The following is an 18,418-nucleotide window of genomic DNA, read 5'->3' as shown; positions in this document are numbered from 1 at the left end:
CCACGTACACCCTAGAGTCCCTAACGGTTAAATGAGAACTACCGTTAGACACTGGATGGTCGGGGGCCTGTCCCGGCGTGGAGCGGTGGTCAGATCGTCTCGAAGGAACCGACGAGACGAGGAGACGAATTACGGGGGATGGATCATGACAGTGTTGCTTGCCCAGATCAGCGACCTGCACCTGGACGGCAGCCAGAGGTCCATCCAGCGTGCCGACCGCGTCATGGACTACCTGCGAGCCCTGCCCCACCCGGTCGACGCCCTGTTGGTCACCGGAGATGTCGCCGACCACGGCACAGAGGCGGAGTACGAGGAAGCGGCGCGCATCCTCAAGGCCCCCTTCCCGGTGCTCACTTGCCCCGGCAACCACGACGCACGTCCGGCCTACCGCAAGGCCCTGCTCGGAGAGACCCCAGGCACCACCCCCATCAACCGGATGCACCACATTGCCGGGACCGCCATCTTCATGTGCGACTCCACGATCCCCGGCCGCGACGAGGGGCGCCTGGATGCCGAGACGCTCGACTGGCTCGACACCCAACTCGCGGGCCTGCCGCAGGACACCCCGGCGCTGATCGCCTTCCATCAGCCACCGGTCGAACTCCACCATCCCCTGCCCGACTCCGGAATGCTCGAACAGCCCGAGCAACTGGCCGCCCTGCTCGACGCACACCCCCAGGTCGTCGCCCTCCTGACCGGCCACGCTCACACAGCGGCGGCCTCCACCTTCGCCGCTCGCCCACTGATCGTCGGGCCGGCCGTCACCTGGACCCTGCGCATGCCCTGGGAGAGCGACCACCCCGCCGACCGCGACCAGCCCCCCGGTCTCGCTTTCCACGTTCTGGGCGACGACCGTCGCCTGACCACCCACTACCGCGTCGTGCTCTGACCCGGCCCGCTCACTCAATCGCTCACTCGCTCGGAGGCGCCGCCCCACAACTGCCCAGGCCGGGCCGGGCGTTGCCGTGTCCACGCAATGACGTAGCGTGGCGGCATGTCCACGCCGCCCTCACCACCCGCCGGTTTCGGTGCCGCCCCTCCCCCGTACGGGCCGTCCGGGCAGCAGCCTTATGGGGCGGGCCCGGGTCCTGGCCCAGGTCTTGGTCCCGGCCCCGGTTACTGGGGTGCGCCGCCCATGACGCCGCCGGCCAAACGCAGCACCGGCAAAGTGCTGGCCGTCGTCGGTGCCGGCGTGGGGGCCTTGGTCCTGGTGATCGCGGGTTTCGCCATGGTCGGCGATGGTGCGGGGTTCCCGGAGGCGAAGTACCGCCTGCGGGTGCCTGACCAGTTGGCCGGAGGAACGTTCACGCTCAGCACGGACCAGTCGGACACCGCAGGTCGGCGGGTCGTGGAGCAGAACCGCAACCGCAGCAACGTCCGCAACCCCACGGCTGTCGTGGGCGGTTACATGGGGCAAGGAGAACAGGACGGCAGCAGGCTGGTCGTCTCCGGCATGTACGGGCAGTTCAAGAACCCGGCCGCGGCGCGCTCCGACATGATGGAGGGCGCCGCCGAAGCCGAGGGCGCTACGGTCGCCGTCCCCGCCCGCGACATCACACCCTCGGGTTCGGACACGACGCTGCGCTGCCAGGTGTTGACCTCCGAGCGGGACGGAACACGGAGCAACGTCCCGATGTGCGCGTGGGGTGACGCCAACACCGGAGCCGCCGTGGGCCTGGTGACCGATGAGAACGTGAACCAGGACCCCCAGGACGTCGACCTGGCGCAGGTCGCGCGGACGACGCTGCAGGTACGCAAGGAGATGCGCGTGCCGATCGGATGACTGGCGTCGCACTGCTCGCGCACGGGGGCGCTGGGTAGACCGCGGACGGTCCGGGCCGCGGTGTGGTGGCTGCTTCCCGGTTAGCGCCTGGCCGATGGCGACCAGGCCCGGCCCACCCAGCCCGTCCCTGTCGGGTGGATCAGCGTAGTCCGGCGAAGAGGTCGTTCTCGGGTACGGCCGCGCCCGTGGAGTCCGCGACGCGTACGAAGGTCTCCATGCCCATCAGCTCGCCGAACCTCTCCTTGCCCATCCTGAGGAAGAAGATGTTCTCGCCCTGACTGGCGTGCGCGGCCAGCGCGTCGAACTTCTGGCCGCTGAAGGCGGTGGTGTCCACCCACGTGGTGATCTCGTCGTCGGGAAGACCGATCTCAGCGAGCGCGGCGGCCTCGGCGGGATCCGGCTCCGGCATGTCCTCCTGGAACTCGCGCATGGTCTCCCCGAACCGCTGCATCATCGAGCGGGGCATCGTCGTCCAGTACACCTTCGGTGTCAGCGTGGTCATCGCCAGCGCCGCCATCGTGATGCGGTGGGCTTGGATGTGGTCGGGGTGGCCGTAAAAGCCGTTCTCGTCGTAAGTGACGACCACATCAGGGCGGTAGTGCCGCATGAGTTCCGCGAGGCGGGCGGCGCCTTCCTCCACGGGGGTCTGCCAGAAGGATCCGGGGGCGTCGTTGCTCGACCAGCCCATCATTCCGGAGTCGGCATAGTCCAGCGTCTCCAGATCGCTGATCTTCAGGACGTCACAGCTCTCCCTGAGTTCCTGACGGCGCATCTGGGCGACGGCCGCCGGATCGTGGCCGGGATCGCCTGGCTTTACGCCCCCCGGCCCGTCCCCGCAACCGCCGTCGGTACACGTCACAAGTACCGTACGGAATCCTTCCGCCGCATACCGCGCGAGGACACCTCCGGTTCCGGTGGCCTCGTCGTCGGGGTGGGCGTGTACTGCCATGAGTGTCAAAGGCCGGTCGATCATAAAAAACAGTCCTCCTGCAAGAAAATGTCCTGGCCCAGGCGTCGTGGCCCAGGCTCCACTGCGCCGCGATCTGGGGCGCGGACGCCCGAATCCCGGTGGGGCCGATGACCTCGTGCTCTCCGTTCCCCGGCCGCCGGGCGCCGGTGCCCCCGTCGGTGCAACAGCACCGCCCGGATCACCTGTTCCCGGCACGGGCCTCTAGTTTTCCAGGCGTCGGGAACCAATGCCGTGGCGAGCGGGTGGGCTGGCACGATGAGCGTCCATGGACGATCAAGAAGCTGTCGAAGCCCAAGCTCTCCGTGTGGTCAACGAGCTGTTCCCGCATGCCCTGGGTGCCCTGCTCGGAGGTTCCGCCGCTCAAGGGCGTGCCACCCCTGCCAGCGATCTGGATGTGGCCGTTCTCCTCCCCGACTCCGACACGAGCCGCCGGGAGGTGATCCGTCACGATGGCCGCATAGTCGAGTTGTTTCTGAACACCCTTGCGGACGTTCCCGAGTTCTTTGCCTGGGACCGGGCCCGGCGTCGCGGCACCGTCCTCTTCGTCTACGACCAAGGTCTGCCCCTGGCTGATCCACACGGACACGTGGCCCGTACCCGCCAGCTGGCTCGAAGCGTGCTCGCGTCCGGTCCTCCACCGCTCACCGATGCCGAATGGCAACACGGTCGCTACGCCCTCACCTGCTTCCTGGACGACCTCGGCGACACTCCACCGGCGGACCGGTACGAGCAGCTTTCCCTCGCCGATCAGGTGCTGCGCTTGGCGGCTGACCTGGTTACCGCCCATCACCGTGCCTGGACAGGGATCGGCAAGTGGCTTCCCCGCCGGTTGCTGATCGCGGATCCCACCCTGGGTACAGCCCTCCTGAACGGGCATCGCGCCGTGTCCGAGCACGCCGACCCCGCGCCGTTGGCCGCTGCGGTCAAGCAGGCTCTCGACTTGGTCGGGGGCCCGTTGATGGAGGGATACGTACACCGCTGGCGCGCGTGAGCATGCGGTGCGGCGTCCACCCGTCCGTTTTCGGTAGCAATATCGGTAGCAATATGCGTCGGAAGATCCAGCTCGTGGGAGCGATGTTCACCAGTAGTCGAACCCTTCTTGTTTCACGAGGCGTTGAACGGCAACACGGACTCCATGGCTGACGAGAGAAGAAATTCCAGTGACAGCGCCGGAAACGCTCGACAGAGCACGAAGGCAACATCCGCCAAGGGGCGGTCCGCTGCGAGTACAGGAGCGCGCAAGGTGAACACCACCGCACAGAAGGCCAAGCAGGAATCGACCGAGGCTGCCGAGAAGGCGAAGGGGACCGCCGGGGAGGCGGCCGACGCCGCCACTTCTGGTGCGCATTCGTTCGGACTCGCGACGCAGCGTGCGAAGCAGGCGGCAGCCGCGGGCATCGAGAGCGGCGGCAAGACAGTGGTGTCGGCCTCCGGCAAGGTCGCTTCCACGGCAGTCGCCGGCTGGACCCTGGTGAAGAACCGTAAGGCCATCGCCGCGGGGGCTGCCGCCGGCCTGGTCAGTGTGGTCGGTGTTTCCTTCACCGCCGGGCGCCGGACCGCGAAGGTCCAGGGCGGACCGTTGACACGGCTGACGCATGGGCGCATCTGACTTCTACCGCATACATCAACCACTGAAGGCGTCAGGGTGGAGAGGCATTGCCCCTCTCCACCCTGACGCCTTCAGTCGTAGAGCCCGCTGTCGCGCTGACAGCGGGCGCCCGTATCGTCAGCCCGCGGCGTGGTCGAGCAGTCGCTGGATGTGGAGGCCGTGCGCCGCGTCGATTCCCGTGCCGTGTCCCGTACGGACCGCGGTGGCGAACTCGCGCCGCAGAATGGGCCAGCACTCCTCGTGGTCGATGCCGGCCGTGTCGTAGACCAGCTCTTCGCCGGGCCCGAAGAGCTCCACCCGCGTCCTGGCCCGCGGAAGGTTCACGCTGCCGGACAGGGAAGCCTGACTGATCGCCCCGTTCTCATGTTCACAGGTCAGTTCGATCCAGCGCTTCGGATCGCCCGTGGCGCGTACGGAGACGATCGGGGCGACGGCGGTGTCGAGCAGGTCGAGGAGGTGCGGGCCCAGGTCGAGCAGCGCGCCGTGCTCCAGCCGCCACCCCGTGGCGAAGTCGCCCCCGAGAAAGGCACCGTGCAGGTAGCACGAGCGGGCACCGGACACATCCCGCTTCGCCGCTTCGGCGAGGAAGGCGCGGGTGGCCGGGTGGTACCGCTTGGTGAGGACGAGCTGGGAGATCACCTGGTGCTCGGCAACCGCGTACGCGACTCCGCGGGCGGCGTCCAGGTCGACACCGAGCGGCTTCTCCAGGAGCAGTGCGCGGCCCGCCGCAGCGGCACGCGGGGCAAGGGCGGACTGCACGGCGGGCGGTACGGCGAAGGCCACTGCCTCGCACATGTCGAGGAGTTCCTCGTAGGAGGCGGCGACCGGAGCACCGTACGCCGCGGCGACCTCCGCGGCAGCCTCGGGCCGACGGGCCCAGACCCCGGCGAGTGTCGTCTCCGGGCCCGCGGCCAGCATGCGCGCATGCATGGCACGAGCCCACGGGCCGGCCCCCACGAGGCCCACGTGGACGGGCGCATGGGCCCAAGCGGCGGCGTCGGGGGTGCTGAGGTGCGGCATGGTGCTACTCCGGGGTGTGCGTGTGCGTGGCCTGTGATGTGCGGGGGCATGGCCTGTGGTGCGCGTGGCCTGTAGTGCGCGGAAGTGGGTCCGGCGTCGCGCGTGAGCGGTTCACCTGTCGCCGGTGGCGAGGAGCGCGACGAGGCGCGCATCCGCCGTATCCGGCGCGTAGAGGTGTTCGACGACCATGAGGGTGGCGCCCATCAGGGCGGCGTGGTCGCCCAGTTCCGACGTGACGACCTGAAGGTGGGAGGTGGTGCGCGGCATGGCGCGTTGGTAGAGGAGCTCACGTACACCGGTGAGGAAGGGCGTTCCGGCCAAGTCGCCGGTGAGGACCAGAACGCCGGGGTTCAGCAAGGTGACGACGGTGACGAGGACTTCGCCCACGCGCTGGCCCGCCTCCCGGGCGAAGCGCGTAGCGTCCGGGTGGCCGGTGGCGAGGTGGGCGCGAACGTCGGATCCCGAAGCGGTGGGCACTCCGGCGGCGGTCAGCTGCCTGGCGATGGCGCCACCACTGGCGACCGCGGCGAGACAGCCGTAGGAACCGCACATGCACAGGGCGTCAGGGCGGTCGTGCAGACGGATGTGGCCGATGTCGCCGGCCCCGCCGTCGATGCCTCGGTAGACCTGTCCGCCGACGATGACGCCGGCGCCGATGCCCGTGGAAGCCTTGATCAGAACGAAGGCACTGCAGTCCGGGTGACCGACTCGCTGCTCCGCCAAGGCCATCAGGTTGGCGTCGTTGTCCACGAAGACGGGCGGGGGCCCCGCATCGGACGCGGGGCCGATGTGCTCGGCCCATGCCTCGCGCAGTCGTTCCCGTACGGGGAAGCGGTCCCAGCCCGGCATGATCGGCGGCTGCACGATCTGGGCCGTCTCCCAGTCGACCGGGCCCGGCGCGGAAAGGCCGATGCCGCAGACCCGTGCCGCGTCGGCACCTGCCTCGGCGAGCAACGGGGCGAACCAGCGGGCCAGTTCGTCCAGGACGCGGTCGGGGCCGTCGCCGATGAGGAGGGCTCCGCTGTGCTCGGCGAGAACGTTTCCCGACAGGTCGAGCACCGCGGCGCGCGCGTGCCGGGTCTCCAGGTCCGCGGCGATCACCACGGCGTGCGTCGGGTCGAACTCCAGGCGCGCGGAGGGGCGTCCGCCGGTGGAGGCACCCGTCGCATCGCGCAGCCAGCCGGCCGCGAAGAGCTGGTCGAGCCGGTGGCCCACCGTCGACCGGGAGAGTCCGGTGGCCTGCTGGAGCGCTCCGCGCGTGGTGGCCTGTCCGCTGCGGATGAGCTGCAGCAGGTGCCCTGCGCTGGCCTGGTTTCCTGCCATGCCCGCTGTTCCCCGTCCTGTCCTGTTGATCTGTGCCGTGTCGTGCGGGTGATGCGTGTGATGCGTGTGGTGCCTGCCGTGCTGAGCCGGTGTCAGCCCTTGTCCGCGCCGCTGGTCAGGCCCTCGGTCAGGAGCCGTTCGGCGGCGAAGAACAGGAGTACCACGGGGATGGTGAGGATGACCGACCCGGCCATCAGTACGGTCTTGGACACCTCGATGCCGTTGGCCAGTTGCTGCAGTCCCAGCGAGACCGTCCACTTGTCGGGCTCGGCGGCCAGGAAAAGGAGCGCGAAGAGGAATTCGTTCCACGCGATCATGAATACGTAGAGCCCGGTGGCCATCAGGGTCGGCGTGGCGAGCGGCAGGATGATCTTTCGGACGGTCTGCAGCCGTGAGGCCCCGTCGATCGCCGCCGCTTCCTCGATGCTGAAGGGGATGGTGACGAAGTAGTTCTTGAGCATGTAGATCGAGACCGGGACCGTCTGGGCGATGTAGACGATGGCCAGGCCGACGAGACTGCCGGAGAGCCCCATCTTCGCGAACATGACGAACAGCGGCACCGCGAGCAGTGTCGCGGGGAAGAGGTAGACGGCCAGGAAGATGGCGCTGACGTGCCGGTTGCCGAAGAACTTCAGTCGGCTGACCGCGTACGCGCCGGGCACCGCGGCGGCCAGCGTCAGCAGGACCGTGGCGACGGCGACGAGTGCCGAGTTGAGCAGCATGCCGAGGAAACCCTGGCCGCCGTCGGAGGACGACTTGAGCACGTTCTCGTACGTGCTGAGGGTGAAGTCCTTGGCAGAGACCCAGAGGTTGCCGGGGTCGAGAAGCAGTGCGTCGATGGGCTTCACCGACAGCAGGAGCATGTAGTAGAAGGGCACGATCGTGATCGCGGCGAGGAAGGCGATCACGACCCAGCGCAGGACGCCGAAGAAGCGCTCCTCGAACTGCGCGCGGGTCAGCCGCGGCATGCGGCTCGGCGGCTCGGACCGGGGGCGGTCCGGCCGCTGTGGCTGCTCGGTGCCCGCTCGGGTCATCGTCTGGGTCCGGGTCATGCCGACTCCTCCTGCACCTTCTTGCCGAAGAACTTGAAATAGATGCCCAGGAGGGCCATCAGCGCGACGGCCAGGACCAGCGCCTGTGCGGACGCGGCGCCGACATCGAAGCGTGAGGTGAGGAAGTCGTAGACGCGTACGGCCACGACGTCCGTGCCGGAGCCGCCGCCCGTGAGCAGGTAGATGTCGTCGAACTTGTTGAACGTCATGATGAAGCGCAGGACGGACAACAGCGCGATGACGGGCATCAGTTGCGGCAGCAGGATGTGGCGGAAGCGCTGGGTCAGCGTGGCTCCGTCGACTTCCGCGGCCTCTTCCAGGCTGCTGGGTACGGCCTGGAGGCGGGCGAGCATGAAGAGGAAGGCGAAGGGGAAGTAGCGCCAGGTCTCGAAGGCTATGACGGTGAGCAGGGCCAGCGGGATGTCGAAGTGCACGCCGAGCAGGCTCACTTCGTAGGACCGGGTGGACAGAAAGGCGATCGGGTCGTCCCAGCCGAAGAGCTTGTGGCCCCATTCGTTGACGATGCCGAACTGGGGGCTGAGCGCCACTTCCCAGACGAAGGCGACGGCGACCACCGGCGCGACGTACGGCAGGAGCATCGCGGCACGCAGGATGCCCCGGCCGCGGAAGGGCTTGCGCAGGGCGAGGGCCGCGATGAGACCGAGGGCGACGGAGCCCACGGTGGAGCCGACGGTGTAGAGCAGCGTGGTGCCGAGGCTGCTCCAGAAGCCGGGCGAGCCGAATACCTGCTCGAAGTTGGCCAGGGTCCAGCGGCCGAAGAGACCGCTGTCCTGGATGTTGACGAGCCTGGCGTGCTGGAAGGCGAGCAGGACGGTCCACAGGATCGGCAGGATCACCACGACCAGGACCACCAGGAAGGTGGGGGTTACGAAGGCGAGTCCGGCGCGGTTCTCCCGCCTACTGGAGGACTGCGGCTGGTTCTTTCCGGAAGGCTCGGGTTGGTGGTGGCGGCGCTTCTTCGCGCCGCTCTGGAGTGTGCTCATGGATGGGTTACCTCGAAGAAGGAGCGCCGGGAAGAGCGCCTGAAGGACCGTCTGAAGAACCGTCTGAGGGGAGCGCCTGTGCGGGCGGCTACTGGAGGGACTTCTGGAGCGCGGCCACCTCGTCGTTGGCCTCCTCGGCGGCTTCGTCCGGTGAGATCTGGCCGCTGGTCATCGCGCCGATGGCCTTGGCCACGGGCAGCTCTCCGTTGGTGGCGCCCACCAGCGCGCCCTGGCCCTCGGTGAGTCCCCAGCGCTTCATGTTGCCCACGCCCGCGACGAGCCGGTCCAGGAGCTCCGGCGGGTAGGCCTTCTGCATGGAGGCGCGGCGGTCGACGCCCATGACGCTGGAGCGCCAGGCCCGGTCGAAGGTTCCGGGCTCGCTCTTGGTGCCGGTACGGACCGGGATCTTGCCTTCGGGGGCCATGCCGAACCAGTCCTCGTATCCCTTGCTCATCATGTACTCGATGAACTTGCGGGAGGCGCCGGTCTCGGCGGTCTTGGTGACGGCCCAGGAGGTGATCTCGCCGAACTGGGCGGGTTCCTTGCCGTCGGGACCCTGCAGGGAGGTGATCACGTTGGTGTTGCGGGCGAGGAACTTGGGGTCCTTCTTGCACTGCGGGCAGCTGGGCAGCGCGTCCGAGCGCAGGCCGGCCAACTCGTCGAGCAGGAAGGACGACCAGATCATCATCGAGGACTTGCCCGCGAAGTAGGTGGCGCGGGTGGTGTCGACGCTCTGGGTGCCGGACGCACCGTGCTCGCGTGCGAGGTCGTCGTACGCGGCGAAGGCCTTGCGGCACTGCGGCGAGTCGAGCGCGGGTTTGCCGGCCGAGTCGACGAGCCGGCAGCCGTTGGCCAGGGCGAGGTCCTCGAAGCTCTGCTGGGTGAAGACGTCCGAGGGGTCGGTGGCGGCGGACATGCCTGCCCGGCCTTCGCTGTCGAGAGCGGCCGCCGCCTTCCTGGCCTTCGTGTAGGTGTCCGGGGCCTTGAGGCCTGCGTCGGCGAAGAGGTCATTGCGGTAGACCAGCAGCTGGAGCCAGGCGTCGGAGGGGACGCCGAGGCGGGTGCCGTGGTCCTGGGTGAGGGACAGGGCGTTGGCGTTGAAGGTGCCCGGGTGGAGGTCATCGACGATCTGGTCGGCGACCTTCGTGTTCAGCAGGCCGTTGCCGTACATCTGCCAGACCTGACCCATGGGGACGGCGCCGATGACGTCCGGGAGCTTGCCGGAGGCGGCCGCCGACATGATCAGCTGCGGCAGTTGCGCCTCGTCCACGCCGACCAGGTTCACCTCGACGCCCGTCTCCTTCTCGAAACGGCTGACGATCTTCTCGGTCGCCGCCATCCGCGGTGGGAGGTTCTCCTGCGACCACACCGTGATCGTGTTGTCGGCCTGCCGCTCGGCGTCGGAGCTGCCGGAGCAGCCTGCGAGCAGGCCCGCGGTCAAGGTCGCGGCGAGCCCGTACCGGGCCGCCCTCGACCGCCGGGTTTTCATCAACATGCTGTGTCCTCACGCCACTCACGCACTGTCCCGAGCATCTCAGCACCACTTTTGCGTATTGACAAGACATAACTCTGAGATACCTTCGACGTAAGTCAGCGAGTAACACCCATTCCCAGCACTACCGGAGCTCCCGTGGAACGCGTCGTCCAGTTCACCGGCCCCCGTCAGGTCGAAGTAGCCGAGCACGAGAGTGCGCCGTTGCCCGCAGGACATCTGCGGGTGCGCACCCGCTACTCCGGCATCTCCGCGGGCACCGAACTCACCGCCTACCGGGGCACGAACCCCTACCTGACGCGCACCTGGGACGCCGAGGCGCGGATCTTCCGCGACGGCGCGGCCGGCATCGAGTACCCGGTCGCCGGGTGGGGCTACTCCGAGGTCGGCGAGGTCACCGAGGTCTCCCCCGAACTCGTCGACACGCCCGGCATGCCCACTCCTGGCGACCTCGTGTGGGGCATCTGGGGCCACCGCAGCGAGGGCATCGTCCCCGCCGAGCGCATGATCGGCCACACTCTGCCCGCCGGTCTCGAACCCCTGGCCGGGGCCTTCGCCCGGGTCGGCGCCATCGCGTACAACGCGGTGCTCGCCGCCGACATCCACCTCGGCGAGGAGGTGGCGGTCTTCGGCCAGGGCGTCATCGGCCTGCTCACCACCCGCCTCGCCCAGCTCAACGGCGCCCGCGTCACCGCCGTGGACGCCCTGGACGGACGCCTGGTGACGGCCCGTGAGTACGGCGCGCGGCACACCCTCAACGCACGCACCGACACCGTCGCCGAACGCATCCGCGAGGCCACCGGCGGCACGGGCGCCGATGTCGCCATCGAGATCAGCGGTGTGTACCCGGCCCTGCACGAGGCCCTGCGTTCGGTGACCGTCGGCGGCCGCGTCGTGGCGTCCGGCTTCTACCAGGGTGACGGAGCGGGGCTGCGCCTGGGCGACGAGTTCCATCACAACCGGGTGCAGCTGATCTGCTCCCAGATCGGCGGGGTTCCCCCGCAGCTGGCCGGACGGTGGACCGTAGAGCGGCTGCAGCAGACGTTCCTGTCCCTGGTCGCCGAGGGCCAGGTCGACGTGAAGTCCCTGGTCAGTCACGTCGTGCCGGTAGCGGACGCCGCCGACGCCTACGTGCTGCTCGACGAGCGGCCCGCCGACGCCCTGCAGATCGTGCTGGAGTTCTGAACCCCGCGCACGGGCCAGGCGCACGGCCCCGGCACACGAGCAGTTATCCAGACACACCAGACCGCTGACGCTCAGCGCTGAAAGGCTTCACCATGCTGAAAACCGCCTGCCAGGAACAGCTTCTCCCGGGCGACACACTCCAGGAGAAGTGGGCGTTCGCGCAGGACGCCGGCTACGACGCGGTCGAGCTGCGCTCCAAGGGCGACTTCCACTTCCGTGACCGGCTTCCCGAGCTGAAGCAGGCCATCGCCGACGGAGTGGTCATGCCGACCGTCTGCGTCGACATGCTCCACTTCTTCGCCGCGTTCGACGACGACCTGCGGCGCGACGCGCTGGCACAGATGAAGTCGCAGCTCAGCGTGGCAGCCGAGATCGGCGCGCTCGGCGTACAGACACCGGCCTCGTACGGAATGTTCTCGCGCCGCCTGCCGCCCTTCGAGCCGCCCCGCTCCGAGCAGCAGGACCGCGAGGTCCTCATCGAAGGGCTGGGCGAGCTCGGCGAACACGCGCGCACCGAGGGCGTCACCCTCTACCTGGAGCCCCTCAACCGCTACGAGGACCACATGGTCAACCGCCTCGACCAGGCGGCGGACCTGATCCGCACGGTTGGCCTCGACTCCGTGCGCATCGGCATCGACAGCTATCACATGAACATCGAGGAGGCCGACCCCGCCGAGGCCATCCTCGCCGTCGCCCCCTACATCGGGCACGCGCAGGTCAGCGACTCCAACCGGTTCCAGCCCGGCGCCGGTCACCTCGACTGGCCCGCATGGCTCGGCGCCCTGCACACCATCGGCTTCGACGGCTACCTCGCCGCCGAGTGCCGGCTGACCGGCGACCCCGTCCAGGCGGTGCGCTCCATCCCCGCGTTCCTGCGGAGGTCCGGCGCGTGACCTCGCTGCTCGAAACTCCCGTGCCCGCCGCCGCCGATGACCTGACCCTTCGGCGCGGCGCGGCACGGGTCCTGCTCCGCAACTGGACCGGCATCTCCACCGTCCCCTCCCGCGGCCTCTATCCGCACCAGTGGAGCTGGGACTCGGCGTTCATCGCGATCGGCCTGCGCCACCTCTCCGTACGCAGGGCCCAGCGCGAACTGGAGAGCCTGCTGGGCGCCCAGTGGGTCGACGGGCGCGTGCCCCACATCGTCTTCAACCCGCAGGTGCCGCTGGACGCCTACTTCCCCAGCCCCGACTTCTGGCGCTCCTCCACGGCCGGCGCCGCCGCCGGAGCCCCCACCCACACCGAGACCTCCGGCATCGTGCAGCCGCCGGTCCACGCCATGGCCGCCTGGCTCGTCCACGAAGCCGACCCCCAGGCCTCGCGCCGCCGCGGCTTTCTGCCCCGCCTGTACGGCCGGCTCGCCGCCTGGCACGACTACCTGACGGGGCCGCGCGATCTCGGCCGCGGGGGACTAGCCGCCATGGTGCACCCCTGGGAGCCCGGCATGGACAACAGCCCTTGCTGGGACGGCCCGTTGGCGCGCGTCGACCCCGTCGCCGCGGGCTCCTACCGGCGCGCCGATCTCGACCACGGGCAGCCCGCGGAACGTCCCACCGACCTGGATTACGGACGCTATGTGCGGCTCGCCACCGACTACCGGGACAGCGGCTACGCGGACGCGGGCAGCGACCACGCCTTCGCCGTCGAGGACCCTTGCGTCAACGCGCTCCTGATCGTCTCGGAACACGCCCTCGCCAGGATCGCCGCCGAGATCGGTGCCGACCCGGCTCCGCACGAGGAGCGGGCGGCCCGCCTGACGGCCGCGCTGGTCGAGCGGCTCTGGTCGCCCGCCGACGGCATGTTCCTCAACCGCGACCTGGTCGGCGGCGACCTCATCGCCGAGCGCAGCATCGCCGGTCTCGTGCCGCTGATCGTTCCCGCACTCCCCCAGCACATCGTCGACGCCCTGCTCACCACAGCGGCCGGCCCCGGCTTCCGGCTCGGCGCGGTTCCCATGCTGCCGTCGTACGACTTCGACGGGCGTGACTTCGACCCGTCCCGCTACTGGCGGGGACCGGCGTGGTTCAACACCAACTGGCTCCTCGAGCGCGGCCTGCGCCAGTACGGACAACTCGGCGCGGCGGACGCGCTGCGCACGGCCATGCTCGGCGCGGCGGGTACGAGCGGCTTCGCCGAATACGTGGACCCGGTCACCGCCCAGGCCCGCGGCACCCGCGACTTCGGATGGACCGCGGCCCTCACCCTCGACCTGCTGGCCGGCCGGCGCTCCGCGGACCCCGGCCTCGCAAGCCCTTCGAACGGAGCGCGTACGTGAACGGCGCAGCGGACACCACCTTGATCCACTCAGGCACCTTCGCCGTGCTCGGCGCCGACGGTGGTCTGACCGGCCGCAGCGGCTCGTCGCCCGACGGGTTCTTCCACCGCGACGCACGCCATGTGAGCCGGTGGACCCTGACGGTCGACGGCACCACTCCCCTCGTGCTCACCCCGTCCGCGGGCGAGACGTCAGCCCAGTGCGTGCTCACCCCGCCGGGCACCCGCGACGAGCCCCCGGCCTACACCGTCTTCCGCGAACAGGCCCTGGCCCCAGGGGTTCTGACGGAACGTATCCAACTGGTCAACAACCGCCCGTCCCCCACCACAGCCGTCCTCGGCCTGACCGTGGACGCCGACTTCGCCGATCAGCTCGAACTGCGGTCCGACAAGCGGGACTACGCCAAGGACGGCGCCCGGCGCGCCGCGACTGTCCTGCCCGACGGTGTCGCCTTCGTCTACGAGCGGGCGGACTGGGTCGCCAGGACCACGGTGTCCGCGACCCCCGCCCCCACGGCGGTGCGACCCGAAGAGCCCTTGAAGCCGTCGCGGGCCGACACCGCACACCGGCTGGAGTGGCACATCGACCTGCCGGCTCACGGCAGCGCGCAATTGCTCCTGTCGGCCGCGGCACACGCGCCCGGTGCGCCGGAAACCGCCGCGCCGACCGAGCCCATCACGCCTTCCCGGGCTGCGGCCGACCTGGCCGCCGACCGCGCGGCCTTCCTCGGCTCCCCACTGCCGATGCCGCCGGACGCTCCCGACGGGCTCGCCGCCGCCTGCGCCCGTGGACTCAGCGACCTGGCCTCGCTGCGGGTGTCCGCCCCCGGGCCGGACGGGGAGAGCGTGCGCCTGCCCGGCGCCGGAGTCCCCTGGTTCCTCTCGCTCTACGGGCGCGACTCACTGCTCACCTCGCTCTTCGCACTCCCCTACCGGCCACAGCTGGCCGCGGGAACGCTCAGCGCACTCGCCGCGACGCAGGGCACGGAGTACGACGCGTTCCGCAACGAGCAGCCCGGCCGCATCGTCCATGAGATACGGCACGGCGAGCTGGCCCACTTCCGCCAGGTGCCGTACGGCCGTTACTACGGCTCGGTGGACTCCACCCCGCTCTTCCTGGTGCTCCTGGACAGCTACACGCAGGCCACCGGCGACCACACGCTCGCTCTGCGCCTGGAGGAGCAGGCACGGGCCGCCGTCGCCTGGATGTTCCGGGACGGCGGTCTGGACGACCGTGGTTACCTGGTCTACTCCCCCGATCCGCAGGGCCTGGTCAACCAGAACTGGAAGGATTCCGCAGGGGCGATCTGCTTCCTCGACGGCACACAGGCCGAAGGGCCGATCGCCGTCGCCGAGGCCCAGGGCTACGCCTACGACGCACTGGTCCGCACAGCACACCTCGCCCGCTCACTGTGGGACGACGCTGCTTTCGCCGACCGGCTCGAGGAGGCGGCGGCTCAGCTGCGCGTGCGTTTCGTACGCGACTTCTGGATGGCCGAGGCCGACTTCCCCGCTCTCGCGCTGGACGGCGAGGGCAGGCACGTCGACTCGCTGGCTTCCGACGCCGGTCACCTCCTGTGGTCCGGCATCCTCGACGCGTCGCAGGCCCGCCGCGTGGGACAACGCCTGCTGCAGCCCGACTTCTTCACCGGCTGGGCCATCCGGACGCTGGCCTCTGGGCAGCCCGGATACCACCCGCTCTCCTACCACCGGGGCAGCTGCTGGCCTCACGACACCGCGGTCGTCCTGCTCGGTCTCGCCCGCTGCGGGCTCGCCGACGAGGCACGTGAGGTCGCTCATGGGCTGGTGGCGGCGTCGGCGTACCAGGACCACCGTCTGCCCGAGGTGATGGCGGGATACGAGCGCGCCCAACACCAGCGGCCGGTCCCCTACCCCCACTCCTGCTCACCGCAGGCATGGGCGGCGGCGACGCCGCTGGCCGTTCTCACGGCACTGAGCACACTGTCGTAACGGCGGGCGCGTCAGCCGACGTCATCGGCATCGGCGCGCGCGTTGGCCGACGCATCTGGCGCGCGCGTTGGCCGACGTCATGGAGGGCGGACCGTGGCCATGCCGGGGCCTGCCCTCCATGACGGCTTCACGGCTTCATGTCACTTCAGGTGCCCTCCGAAGAAGCGGTTGCCGTCGTCCACCTCGAACCACGGAGTGCCGGTGTGCCCGCCCAGGTTGGCATGCAGCGTCTTCTCCTTGCTGCCGAACGCCTCGAACAGGTCAAGGGCCCGCTGCCGGGGGTTGCCTTCGTCGTCCCACTGCAGCAGGAGCAGCAGCGGGATGGTGATCTGCCGGGCCTCCTCGCGCTGCGCCTGAGGCACGTAACCCCCGGCGAAGAAACCGGCGGCCGCGATGCGCGGCTCGACCGCCGCGAGGCGAATGCCGAGGGCAGTCCACCCCGAGTACCCGACCTGGCCGCCGATCTCGGGCAGTGCGGAGAGGGCGTCCAGCGTGGTCTGCCAATCGGGGACCGCCTTTTCGACCAGCGGGCCGATGAAGGACTCGAAGATCTCGTCGACCGGCTCGCCGGCCTGCATCGCCCGGCGGAGCTCGGCGCGAACCTGCTCGTCGGCGGCGGATCGGGGCCGGTCACCGCACCCTGCGGCGTCGATGGTCGCCACCGCGTAGCCGTACGCCGCGGAGTGCCGGGCTCGGGCCACCAGCCGCGGTTCCCGCTTGGGCAGGCCGTTGTTGTGGGCCATCAGGATCAGCGGGGCGGGTCCTGCTGAAGCAGGCGTCCACAGGGTGCCGGGGATCTCGGTGCCGCGAATCTCGCCGAGGGTGAATTCGCGTTCGAGGACACCGTCGTCGAGGCGTCGTTCTGAAGTGAAGTGCATGGTCGTGCCTTTCGGGAGAGCGCTTGAACGGCGCTCCCGGACGACCTATCGCCCAGCCGTGACCCCGGAGGGGAGCACCCATGTCGATACTGCGTTCACGGGTACCACCTCCTCGTTCTCTCGCACGGCCTCGGCAGATTAGCAGCGGCCGCCGTGGCCCGCCCACCGATTTTTCGGGACCGTCCGGGCCAGAGCGCGCCCGGAGAACCGCGCCAGGTCCGCGCCGCGTCCCCCCTAGGAATGTAGGAACGGCACGGCGGCGCTAGTTGCGAGGAGCGATCATCCATGACGGTCTCGGCCGGATTGCACGTCAGCCCGGAATTTCCCGCGCTGCTCGAGCGAATCGACGTACTCGGCGAGGCGGTCGACGCGGACGCGGAGACGGCCGAGGAACTCGGCAGACTCACCGAGGACACCGCGCGGGCGCTGCTCGGCGCCGGGGTCGTGAGGGCCGCGCTGCCGCAGAACCTCGGCGGCTACGAGTTCTCCCCGCGGCAACTGATGCAGACAGTGGAGCGGCTCAGCCGGCACGACGCCTCGGCCGGGTGGACGATGATGGCGCTCCAGTTGATGACAGGCACCACAGCGGCTTACGTCGATGCCGTCGCGGCTGCCGACTTGTTCCCGGATGTCGCGGGCGGGGACCACGCGTTACTGGCAGGGCACGGCACCCGGCCCGGCCGGGCGGTCCCGGTCGAGGGTGGCTATCTGGTGAGCGGCAGTTGGCAGTTCGCCTCCGGTATGGCACACGCCACCCACATCCACAGTGCGATCCAGGTCGAGGGCACGGATGAGCTGCGGGTGCTGGCGATGCCGAAGCGGCAGGTGGAACTCGTCGACAACTGGGATGTGCTGGGGCTGCGTGCGACACACAGCATCGACTACCACTGCACCGATGTGCACGTGCCCGCCACGCACACGTATACCGCCACGACGACGAACCCGACCAACGGTGGCGCGATCTACCGCATCGGTTTGGTCAACATGTCCGCCATCGGACACACGGGCTGGGCGCTCGGTGTCGGGCGGCGCCTGCTCGACGAACTGAAGTTGGTCGCCGCGGCCAAGTCCGGCATGCGTAATGCCGCCGTCGACACCGCGCAGTTCCACGCGGAGTACGCGAGCGCCGAAGCAAAGCTTCGTTCCGCGCGGGCGTGGGCGATGGAGGTCTGGCAGGGCATCGAAGTCGCCCTGGAGGCGGGCGAGATACCGAGTACCGAGCAAGACACGCTGCTCAGGCTGGCGCTCAACCACGCAACGTGGACCGTGCAGGAGGTGGGCCGGACGGTGCATCGCTGGTCCGGGACGGCGGCGATCCGGCGCGGCCCGATCGACCGGTTCCTACGCGACCTCAACACGGGTACGCAGCACATCACCTCGAGCCCCACGGTCCTGCAGAACTGCGGCAAGTGGCTCAGCGGCGCGCAGCCCCAAACTCACTGGGAATTCCTCGACTTGGCGCCCCTTGCTTGAACTATCCGCCTCTGACCACACAGAAGGGATGCCCGGCCGGATCTGTGAAAACCCGCGCCTTGGTGCCATGAGGCTGGTGCTCCGGCTTGCCCGCACCCAACTCGAGCAGCCGCGCCTCGGCCTCGCCGAGGTCGTCCCCGACCTTGAAACAGATGTGGAGCTGCTGCGGAACGACCTGATCGGGCCAGCTCGGAGCACGGTAGTCGTCTACTCGCTGGAAGCCGACGAGAACCCCGTTCCCGTCCCCGCAGTTGAGGCCGGCGAACTCGTCATCTGACTTCGGGTGGAGTTCGAGCCCGGTGGCCTGCTGATAGAACACCGCCAGAGCCATCGGATCAGGGCAGTCGAGCGTTATCGCGCTCAACTGCATCTGCAGGGACATGG

The 18,418-nt window shown here is 69.4% G+C and carries 17 protein-coding genes; 9 read left to right on the top strand and 8 right to left on the bottom strand.

The features are described 5' to 3' along the window. The first annotated feature begins 145 nt into the window (after positions 1 to 145). On the top strand, positions 146 to 889 hold the full coding sequence (locus tag ACIBCK_RS21985) for a metallophosphoesterase (RefSeq protein ID WP_399392616.1): 744 nt from the start codon (positions 146 to 148) through the stop codon (positions 887 to 889). 246 nt (positions 890 to 1,135) lie between these two features. Then, positions 1,136 to 1,783 (top strand): hypothetical protein, encoded by a 648-nt coding sequence (locus ACIBCK_RS21980; protein ID WP_399392614.1) that lies wholly within the window; start codon positions 1,136 to 1,138, stop codon positions 1,781 to 1,783. Between the two features lie 139 nt (positions 1,784 to 1,922). On the opposite strand, the gene ACIBCK_RS21975 is transcribed toward ACIBCK_RS21980, so the two are convergent. Further along, positions 1,923 to 2,756: a PIG-L family deacetylase gene (locus ACIBCK_RS21975; RefSeq protein ID WP_399392612.1), complete on the bottom strand. Its 834-nt coding sequence runs from the start codon at positions 2,754 to 2,756 to the stop codon at positions 1,923 to 1,925. Between the two features lie 262 nt (positions 2,757 to 3,018). Here ACIBCK_RS21975 and ACIBCK_RS21970 point away from each other — a divergent pair, with 262 nt between their 5' ends. Further along, complete coding sequence (locus tag ACIBCK_RS21970) at positions 3,019 to 3,744, top strand: nucleotidyltransferase domain-containing protein (protein WP_399392610.1); 726 nt, start codon at positions 3,019 to 3,021, stop codon at positions 3,742 to 3,744. Positions 3,745 to 3,996: 252 nt separating this feature from the next. Continuing rightward, positions 3,997 to 4,362 carry a hypothetical protein gene (locus ACIBCK_RS21965; protein WP_399392608.1) on the top strand — a complete coding sequence of 122 codons (366 nt, stop codon included), beginning with the start codon at positions 3,997 to 3,999 and terminating at the stop codon, positions 4,360 to 4,362. Positions 4,363 to 4,479: 117 nt separating this feature from the next. Here the strand turns inward: ACIBCK_RS21965 and ACIBCK_RS21960 are convergent, their stop codons facing one another. The 5 genes from ACIBCK_RS21960 to ACIBCK_RS21940 all read right to left on the bottom strand — a co-directional run bounded on the left by ACIBCK_RS21960 (position 4,480) and on the right by ACIBCK_RS21940 (position 10,256). Further along, positions 4,480 to 5,382, bottom strand: coding sequence for a Gfo/Idh/MocA family protein (locus ACIBCK_RS21960; RefSeq protein WP_399392606.1), 903 nt, complete (start codon positions 5,380 to 5,382; stop codon positions 4,480 to 4,482). A gap of 111 nt (positions 5,383 to 5,493) precedes the next feature. Continuing rightward, positions 5,494 to 6,705, bottom strand: a complete 1,212-nt coding sequence (locus ACIBCK_RS21955) for an ROK family protein (RefSeq protein WP_399392604.1) — start codon at positions 6,703 to 6,705, stop codon at positions 5,494 to 5,496. A gap of 92 nt (positions 6,706 to 6,797) precedes the next feature. Beyond that, positions 6,798 to 7,673, bottom strand: coding sequence for a carbohydrate ABC transporter permease (locus tag ACIBCK_RS21950; protein WP_399393119.1), 876 nt, complete (start codon positions 7,671 to 7,673; stop codon positions 6,798 to 6,800). Between the two features lie 80 nt (positions 7,674 to 7,753). Further along, positions 7,754 to 8,761 (bottom strand): carbohydrate ABC transporter permease, encoded by a 1,008-nt coding sequence (locus tag ACIBCK_RS21945; RefSeq protein ID WP_399392602.1) that lies wholly within the window; start codon positions 8,759 to 8,761, stop codon positions 7,754 to 7,756. A gap of 88 nt (positions 8,762 to 8,849) precedes the next feature. Continuing rightward, entirely contained in the window at positions 8,850 to 10,256 is a 1,407-nt protein-coding gene (locus ACIBCK_RS21940; RefSeq protein WP_399392600.1) for an ABC transporter substrate-binding protein, read from the bottom strand. 135 nt (positions 10,257 to 10,391) lie between these two features. Between ACIBCK_RS21940 and ACIBCK_RS21935 the strand changes: the two genes are divergently transcribed. From ACIBCK_RS21935 to ACIBCK_RS21920, 4 genes are all read left to right on the top strand, one after another. Next, positions 10,392 to 11,438 carry a zinc-binding alcohol dehydrogenase gene (locus ACIBCK_RS21935; RefSeq protein WP_399392598.1) on the top strand — a complete coding sequence of 349 codons (1,047 nt, stop codon included), beginning with the start codon at positions 10,392 to 10,394 and terminating at the stop codon, positions 11,436 to 11,438. A gap of 92 nt (positions 11,439 to 11,530) precedes the next feature. Further along, positions 11,531 to 12,331, top strand: a complete 801-nt coding sequence (locus ACIBCK_RS21930) for a sugar phosphate isomerase/epimerase family protein (RefSeq protein ID WP_399392596.1) — start codon at positions 11,531 to 11,533, stop codon at positions 12,329 to 12,331. Then, on the top strand, positions 12,328 to 13,713 hold the full coding sequence (locus ACIBCK_RS21925) for an MGH1-like glycoside hydrolase domain-containing protein (RefSeq protein WP_399392594.1): 1,386 nt from the start codon (positions 12,328 to 12,330) through the stop codon (positions 13,711 to 13,713). Before ACIBCK_RS21930 ends, ACIBCK_RS21925 begins: the two co-directional genes overlap by 4 nt. Further along, positions 13,710 to 15,683, top strand: coding sequence for a glycogen debranching N-terminal domain-containing protein (locus tag ACIBCK_RS21920; protein WP_399392592.1), 1,974 nt, complete (start codon positions 13,710 to 13,712; stop codon positions 15,681 to 15,683). The genes ACIBCK_RS21925 and ACIBCK_RS21920 overlap by 4 nt, the downstream gene beginning before the upstream one ends. 140 nt (positions 15,684 to 15,823) lie before the next feature. On the opposite strand, the gene ACIBCK_RS21915 is transcribed toward ACIBCK_RS21920, so the two are convergent. Continuing rightward, positions 15,824 to 16,561, bottom strand: a complete 738-nt coding sequence (locus ACIBCK_RS21915) for a dienelactone hydrolase family protein (RefSeq protein ID WP_399392591.1) — start codon at positions 16,559 to 16,561, stop codon at positions 15,824 to 15,826. Positions 16,562 to 16,846: 285 nt separating this feature from the next. Here ACIBCK_RS21915 and ACIBCK_RS21910 point away from each other — a divergent pair, with 285 nt between their 5' ends. Continuing rightward, the gene (locus ACIBCK_RS21910; RefSeq protein ID WP_399392589.1) at positions 16,847 to 18,034 is read left to right on the top strand and encodes an acyl-CoA dehydrogenase; all 1,188 of its coding nucleotides are present in this window, start codon (positions 16,847 to 16,849) and stop codon (positions 18,032 to 18,034) included. Between the two features lies 1 nt (position 18,035). Here ACIBCK_RS21910 and ACIBCK_RS21905 read toward each other — a convergent pair whose 3' ends face one another. After that, on the bottom strand, positions 18,036 to 18,416 hold the full coding sequence (locus ACIBCK_RS21905) for a VOC family protein (protein ID WP_399392587.1): 381 nt from the start codon (positions 18,414 to 18,416) through the stop codon (positions 18,036 to 18,038). Between the last annotated feature and the right edge of the window lie 2 nt (positions 18,417 to 18,418).

This window comes from Streptomyces sp. NPDC051218, from assembly GCF_044455475.1.
Classification (GTDB): domain Bacteria; phylum Actinomycetota; class Actinomycetes; order Streptomycetales; family Streptomycetaceae; genus Streptomyces.
The sequence above is the reverse complement of the archived record's forward strand: the minus strand, read 5'-3'. Positions and strand labels throughout refer to the sequence as shown.

Coding starts and splice junctions, on each gene's coding strand:
- ACIBCK_RS21905 (WP_399392587.1), bottom strand. CDS start 18,416: ATGTCCCTGCAGATGCAGTTGAGCGCGATAACGCTCGACTGCCCTGAT.
- ACIBCK_RS21970 (WP_399392610.1), top strand. CDS start 3,019: ATGGACGATCAAGAAGCTGTCGAAGCCCAAGCTCTCCGTGTGGTCAAC.
- ACIBCK_RS21940 (WP_399392600.1), bottom strand. CDS start 10,256: ATGTTGATGAAAACCCGGCGGTCGAGGGCGGCCCGGTACGGGCTCGCC.
- ACIBCK_RS21985 (WP_399392616.1), top strand. CDS start 146: ATGACAGTGTTGCTTGCCCAGATCAGCGACCTGCACCTGGACGGCAGC.
- ACIBCK_RS21930 (WP_399392596.1), top strand. CDS start 11,531: ATGCTGAAAACCGCCTGCCAGGAACAGCTTCTCCCGGGCGACACACTC.
- ACIBCK_RS21910 (WP_399392589.1), top strand. CDS start 16,847: ATGACGGTCTCGGCCGGATTGCACGTCAGCCCGGAATTTCCCGCGCTG.
- ACIBCK_RS21980 (WP_399392614.1), top strand. CDS start 1,136: ATGACGCCGCCGGCCAAACGCAGCACCGGCAAAGTGCTGGCCGTCGTC.
- ACIBCK_RS21915 (WP_399392591.1), bottom strand. CDS start 16,561: ATGCACTTCACTTCAGAACGACGCCTCGACGACGGTGTCCTCGAACGC.
- ACIBCK_RS21945 (WP_399392602.1), bottom strand. CDS start 8,761: ATGAGCACACTCCAGAGCGGCGCGAAGAAGCGCCGCCACCACCAACCC.
- ACIBCK_RS21960 (WP_399392606.1), bottom strand. CDS start 5,382: ATGCCGCACCTCAGCACCCCCGACGCCGCCGCTTGGGCCCATGCGCCC.
- ACIBCK_RS21950 (WP_399393119.1), bottom strand. CDS start 7,673: ATGCCGCGGCTGACCCGCGCGCAGTTCGAGGAGCGCTTCTTCGGCGTC.
- ACIBCK_RS21975 (WP_399392612.1), bottom strand. CDS start 2,756: ATGATCGACCGGCCTTTGACACTCATGGCAGTACACGCCCACCCCGAC.
- ACIBCK_RS21955 (WP_399392604.1), bottom strand. CDS start 6,705: ATGGCAGGAAACCAGGCCAGCGCAGGGCACCTGCTGCAGCTCATCCGC.